Here is an 18,297-nt window from a genome sequence, read left to right as displayed (position 1 = left end):
GGAGCGAATCCATGAAACCGTATCAGCGCCAGTTTATTGAGTTTGCGCTTAACAAGCAGGTACTTAAGTTTGGCGAGTTCACGCTGAAATCCGGGCGCAAGAGCCCCTATTTCTTCAACGCCGGGCTGTTTAATACCGGGCGCGATCTGGCACTGTTAGGCCGTTTTTATGCCGAAGCGCTGGTGGATTCAGGTATTGAGTTCGATCTGCTGTTTGGCCCTGCCTACAAAGGCATTCCTATCGCCACAACCACCGCGGTGGCGTTGGCAGAACATCATGACCGTGATTATCCGTACTGCTTTAACCGCAAAGAGGCCAAAGACCACGGTGAAGGCGGCAACCTAGTGGGCAGTGCGCTGACCGGGCGCGTGATGCTGGTCGATGATGTGATCACCGCAGGTACAGCGATTCGCGAGTCAATGGAGATTATCCAGGCCAATGGCGCAAAACTTGCCGGCGTGCTGATCTCTTTAGATCGTCAAGAGCGTGGTCGTGGTGAAATTTCTGCTATTCAGGAAGTTGAACGCGATTACGGCTGTGAGGTTATCTCGATCATTACGCTCAAAGATCTGATCGCGTATCTGGAAGAGAAACCGGAGATGGCGGAGCATTTGGCGTCTGTTCGTGCCTATCGCGAAGCGTACGGCGTATAAAAAAATAGCCCGGTGAGAACCGGGCTATTTTGCAGATTAGCGTAACTGGGCGGTAATCAGCGGCCAGCGGGCATCAAAGTCGTCCGTGGGGCTGTATTTGAATTCGCTGCGAACAAAGCGCGACAGCATACCTTCGCAGAAAGCCAACAGTTGGCTTGCCAGTATTGTTTCATCCGTTTCGTAACCTTCCCCTTCACGCATTTTTCGCTCGCGCAGTACTTGGCGAAGCTGAGCTTCAATACGCTCGAAAAGCTGGTTAATACGCCCCTGCAGACGATCCTGTTCGAACATTAGCGCATGGCCGGTCAGAATACGGGTCAGTCCTGGATTACGTTCACCAAAGCCTAGGATCAGCAATACGATCAGACGCAGGCGCGTGGTGGTATCTTTCTCATCTTTCAGAATCAGATTGATACGGGTAATCAGGCTATCTTCGATAAACTCAATAAGGCTATCGAACATACGGGTTTTGCTAGGGAAATGCCGGTACAGTGCTGCTTCGGAAACGCCGACGGAGGCTGCCAGTTTTGCCGTAGTGATACGTTGGCTACCATCGCTGGATTCAAGCATCAACGCCAGGGATTGAAGTATTTCCTCGCGACGATTCCTTTTCGCAGTTTGCTTTTCTGCCATGTTCTAAAATACCCCTGAAAATACACATTTGTCAGGCGAGCATCCGCACGGTGACCACAGCCATCATTTGCTGCGTTGTTTTTGCATTTATGACCCGTGAGATGCGTAAAAAACCGGCGCGCCACGTTGGCGTAACGCACCTTAGGGCGGGTTACTGACGCCCGGAGTGACCGAAGCCACCTTCGCCACGATCGGTGGCTTCAAATGACTCGACCAGATTAAATTCGGCTTGGACGACAGGGACAAATATCATCTGTGCGACGCGCTCACCGGGTTCAATGGTGAACGTGGTTTGCCCGCGGTTCCAGATGGATACCATCAGTTGACCCTGATAATCGGAGTCGATAAGCCCCACCAAGTTGCCGAGTACAATACCGTGTTTGTGGCCCAAACCAGAACGCGGCAGCATCACGGCGGCCAAAGAAGGGTCAGCGATGTGAATAGCCAGCCCAGTTGGCAGTAAGGTGGTTTCACCCGGCGCCAGTACTATGGCTTCATCAAGACAGGCGCGCAGGTCCAGGCCTGCAGAGCCAGCGGTGGCATAGGTTGGCAGCGGGAACTGCTGACCAATGCGCGAGTCCAGAATCTTAACGTCGATTTTTTTCATCATAACGGGTAACGATCTCGTCCAATAATAGTTGGCCCAGGAGTGACTTGCTGGCGAGAGGTAAGCGCTTCTCGCCGTCCTGCCAGAAAAGGTGTAATGCATTGTTATCGCTATTAAAACCTTGATTTGACTGCGATACATCATTGGCGCAGATCAGATCAAGATTTTTGCGGCTACGCTTTTGCTGCGCGTATTCTTCCACATTATTCGTTTCGGCGGCAAATCCTACGACATAAGGTCGATGTTTTTTCAGCGCCGCAACGCCTGCCACAATGTCAGGGTTTTTCACCATTTTTATTGTGAATTCATCACCCTGGGTGTCCTGTTTTTTTATTTTTTCTTCAGCAATAACCGCTGCGCGATAGTCTGCAACGGCAGCACAGCCGATGAAAATCTGTTGTTGCTGTGCGTTTGCCAGAACCGCCGCGTTCATCTCTTCAGCTGTGGTCACGTCAACACGCTGCACAAAGGCGGGAGTAGGGAGCGATACCGGGCCGCTAATTAGCGTCACATTCGCCCCGCGGCGGGCGGCAGCTTCGGCGATGGCAAAGCCCATTTTGCCGGAGCTGTGGTTGGTGATGTAGCGCACCGGGTCCAGCGGTTCACGGGTGGGACCTGCGGTAATCATGATGCTCAGATGTTGCAAATCTTTGACGGGCGAAAAATGCGCGGCTGCCATATCGACAATCGTCAGAGGGTCGAGCATACGCCCAGGACCAACGTCGCCGCAGGCCTGGCTGCCGCTGTCTGGGCCCCAAAGGAGAAGACCACGGGAAGCTAGGACGTCAAGATTATGCTGGGTGGCCGCTGCCCGGTACATCTGCTGGTTCATTGCGGGGACTACAGCAACAGGAGAAGGCGTGGCTAGGCAGATAGTCGACACCAAATCATTAGCCATCCCGGCAGTGATGCGGGCAATCAAATCGGCCGTGGCGGGGGCCAGAATCACGAGATCGGCCCATTTCCCTAGCTCAATATGACCCATTGCCGCTTCGGCAGCGGTGTCGAGCAGACTATCGGAGACCGGATAACCGGAGACAGCTTGCAGGCTCAGCGGGGTGATGAAGGCTTTTGCAGCTTCGGTCATGGCAACCCGCACGTCTGCACCGCGTTCACGCAGTCGACGCACCAGCTCCGGCGTTTTGTAAGCGGCGATGCCGCCGCTGACGCCAAGGACAATTTTCTTTCCGGCCAGGCTCATCATGATTCTTTCCTGTTTGGGTACATCAGAATCCGCGCATTTTATCACAATCCTCGCGAGGTCGTGCGCGCCACTTTGCGAGGCGCTACGCAAGAGCGATATTGCTATCGTGCGGCGTGATGAAGGCTGTGACAGCATGGAGGCGTTAAGGGAAAGGAGGCGATGATGGAGAGTCTAGATGTGATGATGCCGCGAGAAAAGATGCAGCGCTTCGGTATTGAATCACTGTCGGATACCGAGCTGCTGGCGCTGTTTTTACGCACAGGGACGCGGGAAAAAGATGTGATGCGTTACTCTCGTGAACTGTTGTGTCATTTTGGTTCGCTATACGGCCTGTTGTCAGCATGCGAGGAGGAGATGATGCAGGTCGATGGCATCGGGCTTGCCAAGTACGCACAGCTGAAGGGGGTTGCCGAGCTGGCGCGACGCTATTTTAGCCTACGGGTACTGGTGGAGAACCCGCTACTAAGCCCGGAAATGACGCGCGAGTTTTTGCAAAGCCAGCTGGCCGATGAAGAACGAGAAGTCTTTTTAGTCATCTTCCTCGATAATCAACACAAAGTGCTCAAACACAGCCGACTTTTTTCCGGCACGCTCAGCCACGTTGAGGTGCATCCGCGCGAAATTGTACGAGAAGCCATCAAAGTCAACGCTGCGGCGGTGATCTTGGCACATAATCATCCATCCGGTAATGCGGAGCCGAGTAAATCTGACAGACTTATTACCGAAAGAGTGGTAAAGTGTTGCCAATTCATGGATGTACGCGTACTCGATCATCTGGTCATAGGCCGTGGTGAGTATGTTTCTTTTGCCGAACGAGGTTGGATTTAGCTGATTTCTACGCGATCCACCGGGATCTTTGTCTGTTCGGGACTTGAGCATAACGTCGTGGCAGCGTATACTACGCCACCTTTGAGAATCTCGGGTTTGGCATTTGGGCCTGGCAATCGAGAGTTCACTTAGACACTGATTCATTTGGTTGCATCAAGGTGCATCGATGATGAGGTGTAGAACTGCGATGACCGGGCTGTAAAGCCTGACGAGGCGCCGATACCCCATACGAAGCTCGAGCTAATTTGATTTTTGGAGAATAAACATGTCCCGAGTCTGCCAAGTTACTGGCAAGCGTCCGGTGACCGGTAACAACCGTTCCCACGCACTGAACGCGACTAAACGCCGTTTCCTGCCGAACCTGCACTCTCACCGTTTCTGGGTTGAGAGCGAGAAGCGTTTTGTCACCCTGCGTGTATCTGCTAAAGGTATGCGTGTAATTGATAAGAAAGGCATCGATACAGTTCTGTCCGAACTGCGTGCCCGTGGCGAAAAGTACTAAGTACTTAGAGGAAATAAATCATGGCTAAAGGTATTCGTGAGAAAATCAAGCTGGTTTCTTCTGCTGGTACTGGTCACTTCTATACCACCACGAAGAACAAGCGTACTAAGCCGGAAAAACTGGAACTGAAAAAGTTCGATCCAGTTGTCCGTCAGCACGTACTGTACAAAGAAGCTAAAATTAAATAATTTCAGTTTCGATGTAGCAAAAAACCTCGCCTCGGCGGGGTTTTTTGTTTTCTACGCGTCCCCATAATAGAGAGAGCCGTATTACAGTCGGAGACGCTATGCCTGAATTACCTGAAGTTGAAACCAGCCGCCGAGGGATTGAACCTCACCTAGTCGGCGCGACCATCCAGCATGCCGTCATCCGCAACGGTCGCCTACGCTGGCCCATCTCTGATGAAATCTACCGTCTAAGCGACAAACCCGTCCTGAGCGTCCAACGACGCGCTAAATACCTGCTGCTCGAGCTTCCTGACGGCTGGATAATCATTCACCTAGGCATGTCCGGCAGCCTGCGTATCTTGGCGGAAGAGTTACCTGCCGAAAAACACGACCACGTCGATTTGCTGATGAGTAACGGCAAAGTGCTGCGTTACACCGACCCACGACGCTTTGGCGCTTGGCTATGGACACCCGCGCTCGAAGGACACAGCGTGCTTGCTCATCTCGGCCCTGAACCGCTCAGCGAGGAATTTAACGCCGAGTATATGCTGTCCAAGTGTGCGAAGAAAAAGACCGCGATAAAGCCTTGGCTGATGGATAACAAGCTGGTGGTGGGGGTGGGTAATATTTATGCCAGTGAATCGCTGTTTGCCGCGCGGATCCATCCAGACAGGGTGGCATCATCGTTATCGAAAGTTGAATGTGAATGCTTGGTAGAGGCCATCAAAGCAGTGCTGAAACGGTCGATTGAGCAGGGCGGAACGACGCTAAAAGATTTTCTGCAAAGCGATGGGAAACCGGGATATTTTGCTCAAGAACTGCAGGTCTACGGGCGGAAAGGGGAACCTTGTCGAGCCTGTGGGACGCCGATTATTGCAAGTAAACATGCTCAGCGGGCGACGTTTTACTGTAAGGCGTGTCAGAAATAGACCGCTATTTCCCCCAGCGCCGCCGGGTACCGTCGCGCTGGGAGTTTTGCGCTTACTGCAGCTTTTCCAGCAGCGCCTGGTATACATTCAACGGTAGGAAGTGGGCGACTTCGCCACCGTGGCGCGCGACTTCTTTCACCAGCGACGATGAAATAAACGACCAATCCTTCGACGGCATCAGAAAGACGCTTTCCAATTCTGGCATCAGGTGGCGGTTCATATGCGCCAACTGCATTTCATATTCGAAATCCGCGACGGCGCGTAGGCCACGAATCAGAATATTGGCCTGCTGAGTACGCGCAAAATTGGCCATCAGATCGCTAAACCCCATGACCTCGACATTATCAAGATGCGCCGTTGCCTGCTGGGCTAATGCCACGCGCTCGCTCAGGTCAAACATGGGTTTTTTACTTGGGCTGGCTGCAATGGCGAGGATGACATGGTCGAACATGCAGGACGCACGCGTCACGATATCAAGATGACCGTTAGTCAGAGGATCGAAGGTGCCCGGATAAATCGCCCGTTTTTGCATAATAATCCTCAATGCGTTTTCGGTGGCAGGTACGGCTCCAAGAGTTGCAATAAGCGCTGCAACGCACCCTGATTCTGGTACAGAACCTCAACGGCGTGACGACCGTAGAAACTACGATAATCCGCATCGGCTAATAGAGAGGATACCTCTTTTTCGAGGCTTGCGGCGTCGGTTACCGTAATCAGGCCACTCGCCTGTTCCAGACGCGCGCAGATATCTTTAAAGTTGAAGGTATGCGGCCCCATTAATACCGGGATGGCGTGGGCTGCGGCCTCAAGTGGGTTATGGCCTCCACGCTCAACCAGCGAACCGCCAACAAATGCTAAGTCGGCAATACCGTACAGCAGCATCAGCTCGCCCATGGTGTCGCCGATGACAACCTGCGTGGCGGCGGAAGGCACTTCACCTGACGAACGCGTGGTGAAGGTTAAGCCTGCTTGCCGGGTCAGATTGACGGCATCCGGGAAACGTTCCGGGTGGCGAGGGACCAAGATCAAAAGTAAATCGGGATATTGCTTCAGCAGCGCGTGGTGGGCCGCAATAATAATGCTCTCTTCGCCGTCATGGGTACTGGTGGCAATCCATACTGGACGATGCGGCGCCCATTGGCGACGTAGCGTGATAGCCTTGGCTGCTAGCTGCGGCGTCACGGAGATATCAAATTTTAAACTGCCGGTGATGGTCACTTGGCTGTTTTTCGCCCCTAGCGCCACAAAGCGCTTACCGTCTTCTTCATTTTGCGCCGCGATAAGCGTAATACGCTGGAGCAGCGTGCGCACGAATGAGCCGAGCTTCGCGTAGCCAGCGGCAGAGCGCTCGGAGAGACGGGCGTTAGCGATGACTAATGGAATATGACGACGATGCAGAGCGGCAATCAAATTTGGCCATAGCTCAGTTTCCATGATTAACACCAGTTTAGGGTCAACCTTATCGAGGAAGCGATTGAGGGCATCGGGCAAATCATAGGGTAAATAGACGTGCTGAACGTCTTTACCAAAGGCTGACTGGACGCGCTCTGAACCTGTCGGTGTCATCGTGGTCACAGTAATCGGTAAATCGGGGTAACGGTGGCGCAACGCGCGAACCAACGGGATCGCGGCCAGCGTTTCACCAACGGAAACAGAATGCAGCATAATCCCACCCGGTTTAAGCGGCTGGCGATAGAATCCGTAACGTTCACCCCAGCGTTTGCGATAGGCTGGAGCCTTACGTCCGCGCACCCAAAGCCGTATCCAGATGAGAGGCTGAATAAGGTAGAGAAGGGCGGTGTAAAGCAATTCAAGCATAATAAATAGCTGGGTTATGAATGTGCTGAGGATTCTATGTATTTACCTGAGGCTTTACCATTACTTTTGCTGTTTTTGGTCTAAATTATCCACAGAGCGGCAGCTTGCCGTGGATATCGCTGCTTATCCCCCTTTTTTATGCTGTCAGTTGTGATTTAACCTACCAAGAATGAGATGCGAGTACGTCGGCGTTAATGAACGCTGTAACTTATCTATTTGCATGATTTGTAAGATTAAAATGATTTATGTGTGCGGGGCGCTTCCTGTTCGGATTGCGGCAAAAGAAGTGGTACACTATCGCGTCAAAAATAAGTGCAATATCAGTAATCAGGTAGCTGAAAGCCTGGGGCGGTAGCGTGCTTTTTCCTCATTATTATCGGAAAATCTCAACCAAAGAGTCGCTTGTGGAAAAGCCATTTAGAAAAATCTTAGTCATTAAAATGCGTTTTCACGGGGATATGCTGCTGACCACTCCCGTGATTAGTACGCTTAAACGCCATTATCCTGACGCGAAGGTTGATGTCCTGCTCTACCAGGACACGATACCTATTTTATCCGAAAATCCTGATATCAATGCCCTGTATGGCCTGAAAAATAAGAAAGCCAAAACGACAGAAAAAATAGCTAACTTTATTAGTCTGATCAGGGTATTGCGTTCTAATCAATATGACCTCGTGGTCAACATGGCCGATCAATGGATGGTGGCTGTATTGGTACGGCTACTGAACGTACCCATGTCTATTTCTCAAGACTACCAGCATCGACAGTCCAATTTCTGGCGCAACAGCTTTACGCACCTAGCCCCGTCGCAAGGCAATAATGTGGTGGAAAGTAACCTCTCGGTGCTGGCGCCGCTGGGCCTTGATTCCTATGTCAGTGAAACGACGATGAGCTACAACGCCAGCTGCTGGCAACGAGTACGTCAGGAGCTGGACAAAGCCGGTGTCGGTGAGCGCTACGTGGTGATCCAGCCGACGGCACGGCAGATATTTAAATGCTGGGAGAATCAGAAATTTTCTCAGGTTATCGATGCGTTGCATGATCGAGCGATTGAAGTGGTGCTGACTTCCGGTCCCGGTGCTGAGGATTTGGCGTGTATTAATGCTATCGCCAACGGCTGTAAGCAGCCTCCGGTGACCGCGCTGGCGGGCAAAGTGACCTTCCCAGAGCTTGGGGCGCTTATCGATCATGCGGCGCTGTTTATCGGCGTTGATTCGGCACCTGGGCATATTGCGGCAGCGGTCAAAACGCCGCTTATAGCGTTGTTTGGTGCAACGGACCATATTTTCTGGCGTCCGTGGTCGGACAATATGATTCAGTTCTGGGCCGGTGATTATCGGCCAATGCCACCTCGTGAGCAGCGCGATCGCAACGAAATGTATCTCTCAGCGATCCCCGCCGAGGACGTAATTACTGCGATTGATAAGATCTTGCCCGCCAATCATGCGGAACCCGCCAGAGGCGAAGAATTATGATCGTAGCATTCTGTCTGTATAAGTACTTTCCCTTCGGTGGTTTGCAGCGTGATTTTATGCGCATTGCGCAAACCGTGGCAGCTCGTGGTCATCAGGTGCGCGTTTATACCCAATTCTGGGAGGGTGAACACCCGGAAGCCTTTGAGCTTATTCTGGTCCCGGTAAAATCCCGGACTAATCACGGGCGTAATGCACAATATTATGCGTGGGTGCAAAATCATCTTCGTGAGCACCCGGTGGCGAGGGTCGTGGGCTTTAATAAAATGCCGGGGCTGGATATCTATTATGCCGCCGACGTTTGCTATGCCGAGAAAGTGGCGCAGGAAAAAGGTTTCTTTTATCGCCTGACCTCGCGCTACCGGCATTACGCCGCTTTTGAGCGCGCGACCTTTGAGCACGGTAAAGCCACCAAGCTATTGATGCTGACGGATAAGCAAATTGCCGATTTCCAGAAACATTATCAGACGGAACCTGAGCGTTTTCTTATCCTACCTCCGGGGATCTATCCGGACAGGAAATACAGCCAGCAAATTCCGGATGCCCGCCAGGTTTACCGTCGAAAGAATGGCCTGACAGAATCGCAGAATGTGCTCTTACAGGTGGGGTCTGACTTTACGCGTAAAGGCGTGGACCGTACCCTAAACGCTATGGCGTCGTTACCTGAAAGCCTACGACAAAATACCCAACTGTTTATTGTCGGGCAGGATAAGCCAAGGAAATTCGCCGCGCTGGCAGAGACGCTAGGCATTCATCGTAACGTCCATTTCTTCTCTGGCCGTAATGATGTGGCCGAACTGATGGCGGCGGCCGACCTCCTGATGCATCCGGCTTATCAGGAAGCCGCGGGGATTGTCCTGCTCGAGGCGGTAACGGCCGGTCTACCGGTATTAACGACCAGCGTGTGCGGCTATGCGCATTATATTGCCGATGCAAACTGCGGCGCGGTGATAGATGAACCTTTCCGGCAAGATGCGCTTAACGAGATTCTGCTTAAAGCGCTCACCCAGCCGGCGCTTCGTTCGGCCTGGGCGGAAAATGCGCGAAATTATGCGGATACACAAGATTTATACAGTCTGGCGGACAAAGCGGCAGATATCATTATAGGTGATTTGGATGGTTGAGCTGAACGAACCGCTGGCCACGCTGTGGCGCGGTAAAGATGCCTTTGAGGAAGTGAAACACCTGCAAGGTGAGGTTTTTCGCGAACTGGAAACCCGTCGCACGCTGCGCTTTGAGCTGGCGGGCGGAAGCTATTTCCTGAAATGGCACCGCGGCACTTCTCTTAAAGAGATCGTGAAAAACCTGATTTCACTGCGTATGCCAGTGCTGGGCGCTGACCGGGAGTGGAACGCGATTCACCGCCTGCACGATGTGGGCGTGGATACCATGCACGGCGTCGGCTTTGGCGAAAAAGGGCTGAATCCGCTAACCAAAACCTCCTTCATCATTACTGAAGACCTCACGCCAACCATCAGCCTTGAAGACTACTGCGCTGATTGGGTGAACCAGCCACCGGCTCCAGCGGTTAAGCGCATGATCATTGAGCGAGTCGCCACGATGGTGCGTAAAATGCACCTGAGCGGGATTAACCATCGCGACTGCTACATCTGCCATTTCCTGCTGCATCTGCCGTTTAACGGCCAGCAGGACGAGCTTAAAATTTCGGTGATTGACCTGCACCGTGCACAAATCCGCGATCATGTTCCTCGCCGCTGGCGCGATAAAGACCTCATTGGTCTTTATTTTTCATCGCTGAATATCGGGCTGACGTCGCGGGATATCCTGCGTTTTATGCAGGTTTATTTTGCCAAGCCGCTTCGCGAAGTGCTCCGCGAAGAGCAGCCGCTGCTGGCAAAAACTGCCGACAAAGCTAACAAAATAAAAGAAAGAACGATCAGAAAGTCGTTGTAATTGCTGGGAGCAGGACATGACCTATCCGTATTTGAATGCCGATGAGATGATTAAAGAGACCCTCATTTTTAATGGGGGCCAACCGCAATCCGCGGATACACCGTTCCATATTGCCTATGGTATTGATAAAAACTTTCTCTTCGGCTGCGGGGTTTCTATTGCTTCAATTCTGCTGCATAACCGCAGTATGGATTTTGTCTTTCATGTCTTTATTGATGTGATTTCTGATGAAGAAAAACAGCATTTTGCGCGACTGGCCGAGGATAACGATACCTGCATTCAGATTCATATCGTCAACTGCGAACGGCTAGCCGCCTTCCCGACCACCAAGAATTGGTCGGTGGCAATGTACTTCCGCTTTATCATTGGTGATTACTTTATTGGTCAGCAAACTCGGCTACTTTATCTGGATGCGGATATTGTCTGCCAAGGCGACATTCGTGAATTGATGATGCTGGAGCTGGCAGATACCGTCGCGGGCGTGGTGCCTGAGCGCGATGAGAAATGGTGGCTGTCGCGTAGTCAAAGCCTCGATTGCCCGGCTATTGCCAACGGTTACTTCAACTCCGGCGTGCTGCTATTGAATATTCCGGCGTGGGCCAGTGAACATGTCTCGGGTAAGGCGATGTCGCTGCTGTCTGACAAGAACGTGACGCGCAAGTTGAGCTTTATGGATCAGGATATCCTGAACATTATCCTCTCGGGCAACGTGACGTTGATTGACGGCAAATACAATACCCAGTTCAGCCTCAACTATGAGTTGAAAGAGACGTTTATTAATCCTATTCACGCCGGCACGGTGCTGATTCATTATGTCGGGCCAACGAAGCCGTGGCATAACTGGGCGACCTACCCGAGTGCCGAACCTTTTTTGAAGGCAAAAGCCGAATCACCGTGGAAGGATTTACCGCTACTAAAACCTGGTAATGCGAACTACGCTCGTTACTGCGCCAAACATAACTTTAAGAATAACAAGCCACTGGCTGGCATGATGAACTATATTTACTATTTCTATTTGAGGGCGGTTAAGTAGTTATTTGAATTTAATGACTATTTTGTCTTCATGATATCCATTTCCAACCGTATTTTGGGTAACGATACTATTTTGGTGGCAGTCTTATGAGCGGCAAGTTGCACAGCATCACAACTGAAGACGTTAACGAAATCAAACGTCACAAGACCTCTGAAAACTGCATCATTTTCCTCTCAGGGCCATCATCGCTGAAAACGCCGCTGAGCCTGCTGGCAACATCAGATGTCATTGCCGTCAACGGCTCCGCTCGCTACCTGCTGGATAACAATATTCAGCCATTCGTTTATGTGCTGACCGACTCGCGTTTTTCACTGCAGCGAAACGATGACTTCCGTGAATTTATGAAGCAGAGTAAATACACCATCGTTAACGGCGAAGTGTATGACAGGGCTTCGGTAGAAGATAAACGCTATATTGACGATCACGGTTTTGTTATTCGTTCTTTGTATCAGCGCGAAAAGGGTGGATTCTTTAAGAAGATTAAATTCACCATTGCGGCAAAGCTGGATGACAAGTTATTGATAGATGTGCCGGTCTCGAAAAAGAAACGCCTAGCGGGGTTTAGCCTGGATATTACTCATGGCTACTGCTCATGCCATACCGTGGCGTTTGCGGCACTGCAGGTTGCTTACAGTTTGGGCTATCAGAAAATCGTCCATTCCGGATTGGACCTAGTCGATACCTGTGCGCGTTTTTACGACGAGAAGCACAATCAACAGCCGTCGGAACTGAGCCGTGACTTAGGTAAAATCTTGCCGTTCTATCAATTCATGCGCAAGAATGTTGCGGATATTAATGTCTATAACCTCTCTGATACGACGGCCATTGGCTACGACGTGATACCGTTTATTACGCCGCAAGAGGTGTAGTATTCCGCATTTGAATGAAAAAAGGCTGCATATCGCAGCCTTTTTTATTTTAGTTTTGCAGTGACTTGGATTTAAGCGCCAGCGCAATACCGATTAGCATTGTTAGATTTTCGATGCTGACCGTTTCAAATGCACCACGAACAAATAGGTTCCCCGCCATAATCAGCCCAATCAGAAGCCAGGCATCTTTGGCAATACCCTCATTCGCTCTATACCCTTTGACCACCTCGGCAATAACCGAAATAAGCAAATACCAAAGCCCAATGAGCCCTAACAGACCTGCGGAATACCACATATCAAGCGTGATATTGTGCGGGCCAATGGACTGTTTAAACACCCATTGCGGATAATCCTGAACCCTGTTGTTGTAGACGCGGTGATAAATGTCTTCACCAAAGCCATAGCCCTTTATCGGGTTTTCCATAATCAGGTCAACGGCTGCACCTTGAGTGCCCCCGCCGTAGCGGCCGGAACTGGAGGTTTGCTGCATTTTATGGAACAGCATATGAAGACTATTTTGATCTTTCAGATAGCCAAGCGTGAGGACGGCAGCTAGCGCAACAACCGCGAGCAACGGTAATTTCCACTCACGTTTACAGATGCTCCAAATCAGCGCGGCGGCCAGTATTGATAGCCAAGTTCCGCGCTGTAATGTGCCGATAATCATCAGCCCCATGACGCCAGCAATGACAAAAAACAGAATGCGCATTTTTGCCGATTTGTTATTCCATAGCAGCAGGAATGCCGGTGTCATAAAGATCAAAATATCGGATTTATACTTATGCGTGAACCCAGAAAACGGCATGATGCCCTGCTGGTACTCACGGTAGTATTGCCAGCCGTCTACGATGGCCAGCGGTAAAATCCCGGCGATAAGCGAGTAGATTAACGTCTTGGCGATATCTTCTTTGCTCTCATTGTGCAGCAAGATGGGAATGATCAGGATGGCGAGCAATAGCTTTTCAAGAATCGTATTCGCGAATTTCTTGAAACTATAAGACGGGTCTAATGAGATCAGGACTGCGTAAAAACAGACCACGACAAAAGCAAAGAGTGAGTAGGTGAGATTATTTTTGAAAATCTGTAACAGCGCACTTTTTTTCTTCACCACATAATAGAGGGCGGTAATTAACATTAACCCGCCAACAATATGTTTGTAACGTGTAATATTATCGAAGAAGAACATGATAATAAACAGCGACACTAATCCACGGTTCCAAATGGATTGCCAGCAAAGTCCCTTTTGCTTCAATGAATTGGACAAAGTCATCAACATACCTTAGTAAAATCTGTCAGGATATAATCTTGCGCAACTCACGAATAACATTGGGCGCATGGAGATCGTCTAAATCTTTTGATTCTGAACAGCACGCCACCTGATTCTTCCCATACCCGCCAATCAATCCTGGGTCGGTCGGTCCATACAGCGTAATATTCGGGCGATCCAACGCCGCGGTTAAATGGCTTAACCCGGTATCCACCGAAACAACAAACTTCGCTTCTGCCAAAACGTGTGCGACTTTTTCAAGACTCAATCGCGGCAGCACTTCTACATAATCAAACCCTTCAGCCAAGCGCTGCGCTCTGGCTTCCTCATGAGGCGCGCCCCACGGCAATTTGATGAGCAGGCCGCTCTCTTTCAATAGGCCAATCAGCTCGCGCCAGTGGCTCTCTGGCCAGTGTTTATCATCGCGGGTAGTGGCGTGGAGGAACACACAATAAGGCGTGATATCTGCCGCACTCGCGCTCAGGAAATGCTGGGCGATCGCGTAATCACCCTGCGACTCTGGTTTGGCATAGCCAAGGCTTTTCGCAAATAGCTCACGGGTGCGTTCAACGGCATGTTGCTGTTTAGCAATGTGGTGACGACGGTTGTAGAACAGGCTTGCCAGCGGCTCGCGGGCGGTCTGCCAATCCATGCCGTGCTTTGTCCCATGTGCTAAACGGGTGACCAACGCAGCGCTTTTGACCAGCCCCTGAGCATCGATGATAGCGTCGTAGTTCACTGACTGAACTGCATCCCGAAAGGCTTTTCGTTCGGTTTTAATCGGTGCTGAAAACCACGCTTTACGCCAGCGGCGAATCGCGACGGGTAGCACGCGGTCTACGGCTTCATGCCAAGAGGGGATTTGCGCGAAGCCTTCTTCCACTGCCCAGTCAAAACGGATGCCGGGGATGGCCTGCATCGCGTCGGTTAAGGCCGGCAGCGTATGCAGGACATCGCCCATTGAAGAGGTTTTAACAATCAGAACCCGCATGCGTCAGACTTCCTCGCTCGACAGCAGAGCATTAAGCTCCTCCAGCACGCGGGCCGGGGTGATGTCGATAAGGCTTTGGTGATAGCCCTGGGCGGAATCGCCTTTGCGCACTTTGTGGTAGCCGGTAATCAGGCGAATAACGCGCGCTTTATTCGATAGCGGTGGGGTAAAATCTGGGCTGCTCGGACCGTATAGCGCGACTAGCGGACGGTTTAGCGCGGCAGCGACGTGCATCAGGCCCGAGTCGTTGGTGACAACGGCTTTACAGGCGGCAAGCAGAATAACCGCCTGCTCCAGCTGTGTTTCTCCAGCCAGATTGCGGCACCAAGCTTTTTGCTCTTCGCTGAGTGAAGCGATGATCTCATTGCCCGCCTCGTTATCTTTCGCAGAGCCAAAAAGAACCACCTGGTTGCCTTCGTCGATGAGCTGTTTTGCCAGCGTAGCATAGTGATAATGCGGCCAGCGTTTGGCTGGGCCAAACTCTGCCCCGGGGCAAAAGCCAATTATCGGACGATCGCTGGAAAGTGAGAAAGCGTTACAGGTGAGCGATTTCTCACCTTCGCTGACCTGTAGCTGAGGCCATAGCAGCGGTTGCGGTAAATCCTTGGCGCAGCGCATCACGCCCTTATCGTAGGCCAGCGCCACATAGCGCTCAACCATCAGCGGCCAAGCTTCTTTGTCCAGCACGCGCGCGTCGTTAAGCAAGCCATAGCGCATTTCACCGCGCCAGCCGGTACGCAGCGGAATGCCTGCAAAGAAGGGGACCAGGGCTGATTTAAAGGAGTTAGGCAGAACGTAGGCGCGGTCATAGCGGCGCTCGCGCAGGCTATGACCGAGTTTGCGCCGTTCGCCAATTTCCAGCGCGCCGTGCCCAAGCGGCATGGCGATGGCATCGTTGACTTCCGGCATACGTGATAACAACGGACGGCACCACGCGGGTGCCATCACATCGATTATCGCCTGGGGAAAGCGCGCCTTGAGCGTGCGATAGAGACTTTGCGACATCATCATGTCGCCCACCCATGACGGGCCGACCACCAGTATTTTCATGCTGACTTCTTACGCGTCGCGGTTCAACCAGGCCATATATTCCGTTACGCCTTCGGCGACGGTCTTGAACGGCTTATCGTAGCCGGCGGCACGCAGGTTCGTCAGATCCGCCTGAGTGAACGCCTGGTAGCGACCTTTCAGCTTATCCGGGAACGGAATGTATTCGATGCTGCCCTTCTGGTGATACGCCAGGGTTGCGTCTGCTACCGCTTGGAAGGATTCTGCACGGCCGGTACCCAGGTTGAAGATACCGGATACACCGTTTTCCCAGAACCACAGGTTGACTGCTGCCACGTCGCCGACGTAGACGAAATCACGCTTGAAGCCGTCGCTACCTTCGAACAGTTTTGGACTTTCACCATTGTTCAACTGGGTGTTGAGGTGGAAAGCCACGCTCGCCATGCTGCCTTTGTGGCCTTCACGCGGGCCATAAACGTTGAAGTAGCGGAAACCGACGATAGGAGAGTCGACTTCCGGCATGATGCGGCGCACGTACTCGTCGAACAGGAATTTGGAGTAGCCGTAAACGTTCAGCGGTTTTTCGAACTCGCGAGACTCGATAAAGTCGCTGGTGCGGCCGCCGTAGGTGGCTGCGGAAGAGGCATACAGGAACGGAATTTCACGCTCCAAGCAGTAGTGCAGCAGCTCTTTGGAGTACTGATAGTTGTTATCCATCACGTACTTACCATCCCACTCTGTAGTGGAGGAGCAGGCGCCTTCGTGGAACACCGCTTCGATGTCGCCAAACTCTTCACCGGCCATAATCTGGATCAGAAAATCTTCTTTATCCATGTAGTCGGTGATGTCCAGATCGACCAGGTTGACGAACTTGGTACCATCTTTCAGGTTATCCACCACCAGAATGTCAGTGATGCCTTTGTCATTGAGCGCTTTCACGATGTTGCTGCCGATAAAGCCAGCGCCGCCGGTAACGATGATCATAGCTGTAACCTTTGAATTGTGGGTGCCCCAGAGTATCCAAGACACGAATGCCTATTATCATATCATCACATTGCTAAGCCTTCAGCTTTTCGCCATGACGCGACCGCAAGCTGCGTGATTTATGCTGCAAATAATTCATTCAGACATGCATCATCTCGTATGAACGTATAGCTTTGGGTAATATGTGCCAAATTTTACCGAATCTGGAGAGTTGCAATGCGTGGTGATTTCTACAAACAGTTAACCAACGACCTTGAAACCGCACGTGCGGAAGGTTTGTTCAAAGAAGAACGTATTATCACCTCCGCCCAGCAGGCGGATATCACCGTCGGTGACGGCAGCCACGTTATCAATTTCTGCGCCAATAACTACCTTGGTCTGGCGAACCACCCAGAGCTTATCAACGCGGCGAAAGCGGGCATGGACAGCCATGGTTTCGGCATGGCCTCCGTACGCTTTATCTGTGGAACCCAGGACAACCACAAGGCGCTGGAGAAAAAGTTGGCAAGTTTCCTCGGTATGGAAGATGCCATCCTTTACTCATCTTGCTTCGACGCCAACGGCGGCCTGTTTGAAACCCTGTTGGGTGCGGAAGACGCCATCATCTCCGACGCCCTGAACCACGCGTCAATCATCGACGGCGTGCGTCTGTGTAAAGCGAAGCGTTTCCGCTATGCCAACAACGACATGGTTGAGCTGGAAGAGCGCCTGAAAGAGGCGCGTGCAGCCGGCGCGCGTCATGTGCTGATTGCCACCGACGGCGTATTCTCAATGGATGGCGTCATCGCCAACCTGAAAGGTGTGTGCGACCTTGCGGACAAATACGATGCGCTGGTGATGGTTGATGACTCCCACGCCGTCGGCTTTGTTGGCGAGAACGGCCGTGGTTCCCACGAATACTGCGACGTGATGGGCCGTGTGGACATCATCACCGGGACGTTGGGTAAAGCGCTGGGCGGCGCATCCGGTGGCTACACCGCCGCGCGTAAAGAGGTGGTTGAGTGGCTGCGTCAGCGCTCCCGTCCATACCTGTTCTCCAACTCCCTGGCGCCGGCGATTGTGTCCGCATCTATCAAAGTACTGGAAATGGTTGAGAACGGCAGCGAGCTGCGTGATCAACTATGGGCCAATGCGCGCCTGTTCCGTGAAAAAATGAGCGCGGCAGGCTTTACGTTAGCCGGTGCCGACCACGCGATTATCCCAGTGATGCTGGGCGACGCGGTTATCGCGCAGAACTTTGCTCGCGAATTGCAAAAAGAGGGGATTTACGTCACCGGGTTCTTCTTCCCGGTGGTGCCAAAAGGTCAGGCACGTATTCGCACCCAGATGTCAGCGGCGCATACGACTGAACAAATTGAACGTGCGGTGGCAGCCTTTACCCGCATCGGTAAACAACTGGGCGTCATTGCCTAAGGGTG

20 protein-coding genes are annotated in these 18,297 nt (G+C 51.9%); 11 read left to right on the top strand and 9 right to left on the bottom strand.

Annotation, left to right across the window (positions count from 1 at the left end; all coding sequences use genetic code 11):
* Nucleotides 1-11: 11 nt before the first annotated feature.
* Nucleotides 12-653, top strand: coding sequence for an orotate phosphoribosyltransferase (gene pyrE / locus AB4K05_RS13035; protein ID WP_185667491.1), 642 nt, complete (start codon nt 12-14; stop codon nt 651-653).
* A gap of 36 nt (nt 654-689) precedes the next feature.
* Here the strand turns inward: pyrE and slmA are convergent, their stop codons facing one another.
* From slmA to coaBC, 3 genes are all read right to left on the bottom strand, one after another.
* Nucleotides 690-1,286 carry a nucleoid occlusion factor SlmA gene (slmA, locus tag AB4K05_RS13030; RefSeq protein ID WP_368480387.1) on the bottom strand — a complete coding sequence of 199 codons (597 nt, stop codon included), beginning with the start codon at nt 1,284-1,286 and terminating at the stop codon, nt 690-692.
* Between the two features lie 151 nt (nt 1,287-1,437).
* On the bottom strand, nt 1,438-1,896 hold the full coding sequence (gene dut / locus AB4K05_RS13025) for a dUTP diphosphatase (RefSeq protein ID WP_234501741.1): 459 nt from the start codon (nt 1,894-1,896) through the stop codon (nt 1,438-1,440).
* Complete coding sequence (coaBC, locus tag AB4K05_RS13020; protein ID WP_368480566.1) at nt 1,874-3,094, bottom strand: bifunctional phosphopantothenoylcysteine decarboxylase/phosphopantothenate--cysteine ligase CoaBC; 1,221 nt, start codon at nt 3,092-3,094, stop codon at nt 1,874-1,876. Before coaBC ends, dut begins: the two co-directional genes overlap by 23 nt.
* 165 nt (nt 3,095-3,259) lie before the next feature.
* Between coaBC and radC the strand changes: the two genes are divergently transcribed.
* The 4 genes from radC to mutM all read left to right on the top strand — a co-directional run bounded on the left by radC (nt 3,260) and on the right by mutM (nt 5,523).
* Nucleotides 3,260-3,925, top strand: coding sequence for a DNA repair protein RadC (radC, locus tag AB4K05_RS13015; protein ID WP_368480565.1), 666 nt, complete (start codon nt 3,260-3,262; stop codon nt 3,923-3,925).
* Between the two features lie 265 nt (nt 3,926-4,190).
* A complete protein-coding gene (gene rpmB, locus AB4K05_RS13010) occupies nt 4,191-4,427 on the top strand; it encodes a 50S ribosomal protein L28 (RefSeq protein WP_002436699.1) in 237 nt (78 codons plus the stop codon).
* A gap of 20 nt (nt 4,428-4,447) precedes the next feature.
* Nucleotides 4,448-4,615 carry a 50S ribosomal protein L33 gene (gene rpmG / locus AB4K05_RS13005; protein WP_003024094.1) on the top strand — a complete coding sequence of 56 codons (168 nt, stop codon included), beginning with the start codon at nt 4,448-4,450 and terminating at the stop codon, nt 4,613-4,615.
* Between the two features lie 98 nt (nt 4,616-4,713).
* Nucleotides 4,714-5,523, top strand: a complete 810-nt coding sequence (gene mutM, locus AB4K05_RS13000) for a bifunctional DNA-formamidopyrimidine glycosylase/DNA-(apurinic or apyrimidinic site) lyase (RefSeq protein ID WP_368480386.1) — start codon at nt 4,714-4,716, stop codon at nt 5,521-5,523.
* A 52-nt stretch (nt 5,524-5,575) separates the two neighbouring features.
* On the opposite strand, the gene coaD is transcribed toward mutM, so the two are convergent.
* Both coaD and waaA read right to left on the bottom strand, forming a co-directional pair.
* The gene (coaD, locus tag AB4K05_RS12995; protein WP_368480385.1) at nt 5,576-6,055 is read right to left on the bottom strand and encodes a pantetheine-phosphate adenylyltransferase; all 480 of its coding nucleotides are present in this window, start codon (nt 6,053-6,055) and stop codon (nt 5,576-5,578) included.
* An 8-nt stretch (nt 6,056-6,063) separates the two neighbouring features.
* The gene (waaA, locus tag AB4K05_RS12990) at nt 6,064-7,341 is read right to left on the bottom strand and encodes a lipid IV(A) 3-deoxy-D-manno-octulosonic acid transferase (RefSeq protein WP_368480384.1); all 1,278 of its coding nucleotides are present in this window, start codon (nt 7,339-7,341) and stop codon (nt 6,064-6,066) included.
* 404 nt (nt 7,342-7,745) lie between these two features.
* On the opposite strand from waaA, the gene rfaQ reads away from it, so the two are divergent.
* The 5 genes from rfaQ to waaZ all read left to right on the top strand — a co-directional run bounded on the left by rfaQ (nt 7,746) and on the right by waaZ (nt 12,629).
* Entirely contained in the window at nt 7,746-8,816 is a 1,071-nt protein-coding gene (gene rfaQ, locus AB4K05_RS12985) for a lipopolysaccharide core heptosyltransferase RfaQ (protein WP_368480383.1), read from the top strand.
* Nucleotides 8,813-9,937, top strand: coding sequence for a glycosyltransferase family 4 protein (locus tag AB4K05_RS12980; RefSeq protein ID WP_368480382.1), 1,125 nt, complete (start codon nt 8,813-8,815; stop codon nt 9,935-9,937). The genes rfaQ and AB4K05_RS12980 overlap by 4 nt, the downstream gene beginning before the upstream one ends.
* Nucleotides 9,930-10,727 carry a lipopolysaccharide core heptose(I) kinase RfaP gene (gene rfaP, locus AB4K05_RS12975; RefSeq protein WP_368480381.1) on the top strand — a complete coding sequence of 266 codons (798 nt, stop codon included), beginning with the start codon at nt 9,930-9,932 and terminating at the stop codon, nt 10,725-10,727. Before AB4K05_RS12980 ends, rfaP begins: the two co-directional genes overlap by 8 nt.
* Nucleotides 10,728-10,743: 16 nt before the next feature.
* Entirely contained in the window at nt 10,744-11,760 is a 1,017-nt protein-coding gene (waaO, locus tag AB4K05_RS12970) for a lipopolysaccharide 3-alpha-galactosyltransferase (RefSeq protein WP_368480380.1), read from the top strand.
* A gap of 86 nt (nt 11,761-11,846) precedes the next feature.
* On the top strand, nt 11,847-12,629 hold the full coding sequence (gene waaZ / locus AB4K05_RS12965; RefSeq protein ID WP_368480379.1) for a 3-deoxy-D-manno-oct-2-ulosonate III transferase WaaZ: 783 nt from the start codon (nt 11,847-11,849) through the stop codon (nt 12,627-12,629).
* A 49-nt stretch (nt 12,630-12,678) separates the two neighbouring features.
* Here the strand turns inward: waaZ and rfaL are convergent, their stop codons facing one another.
* From rfaL to rfaD, 4 genes are read right to left on the bottom strand one after another with little or no spacing between them, the layout of a single operon-like run.
* The gene (rfaL, locus tag AB4K05_RS12960; RefSeq protein WP_368480378.1) at nt 12,679-13,899 is read right to left on the bottom strand and encodes an O-antigen ligase RfaL; all 1,221 of its coding nucleotides are present in this window, start codon (nt 13,897-13,899) and stop codon (nt 12,679-12,681) included.
* 22 nt (nt 13,900-13,921) lie between these two features.
* Nucleotides 13,922-14,887 (bottom strand): lipopolysaccharide heptosyltransferase RfaC, encoded by a 966-nt coding sequence (gene rfaC, locus AB4K05_RS12955; protein ID WP_368480377.1) that lies wholly within the window; start codon nt 14,885-14,887, stop codon nt 13,922-13,924.
* 3 nt (nt 14,888-14,890) lie between these two features.
* The gene (rfaF, locus tag AB4K05_RS12950) at nt 14,891-15,937 is read right to left on the bottom strand and encodes an ADP-heptose--LPS heptosyltransferase RfaF (protein ID WP_368480376.1); all 1,047 of its coding nucleotides are present in this window, start codon (nt 15,935-15,937) and stop codon (nt 14,891-14,893) included.
* A gap of 9 nt (nt 15,938-15,946) precedes the next feature.
* Nucleotides 15,947-16,879 (bottom strand): ADP-glyceromanno-heptose 6-epimerase, encoded by a 933-nt coding sequence (gene rfaD, locus AB4K05_RS12945; RefSeq protein WP_368480375.1) that lies wholly within the window; start codon nt 16,877-16,879, stop codon nt 15,947-15,949.
* Between the two features lie 216 nt (nt 16,880-17,095).
* On the opposite strand from rfaD, the gene kbl reads away from it, so the two are divergent.
* A complete protein-coding gene (kbl, locus tag AB4K05_RS12940; protein WP_368480374.1) occupies nt 17,096-18,292 on the top strand; it encodes a glycine C-acetyltransferase in 1,197 nt (398 codons plus the stop codon).
* The last annotated feature ends 5 nt before the right edge of the window (nt 18,293-18,297 follow it).

Origin of the sequence: Kluyvera sp. STS39-E (assembly GCF_040932435.1) — a bacterium.
Classification (GTDB): Bacteria; Pseudomonadota; Gammaproteobacteria; order Enterobacterales; family Enterobacteriaceae; genus Kluyvera.
This window is presented reverse-complemented; position numbering and strand designations above follow the sequence as displayed.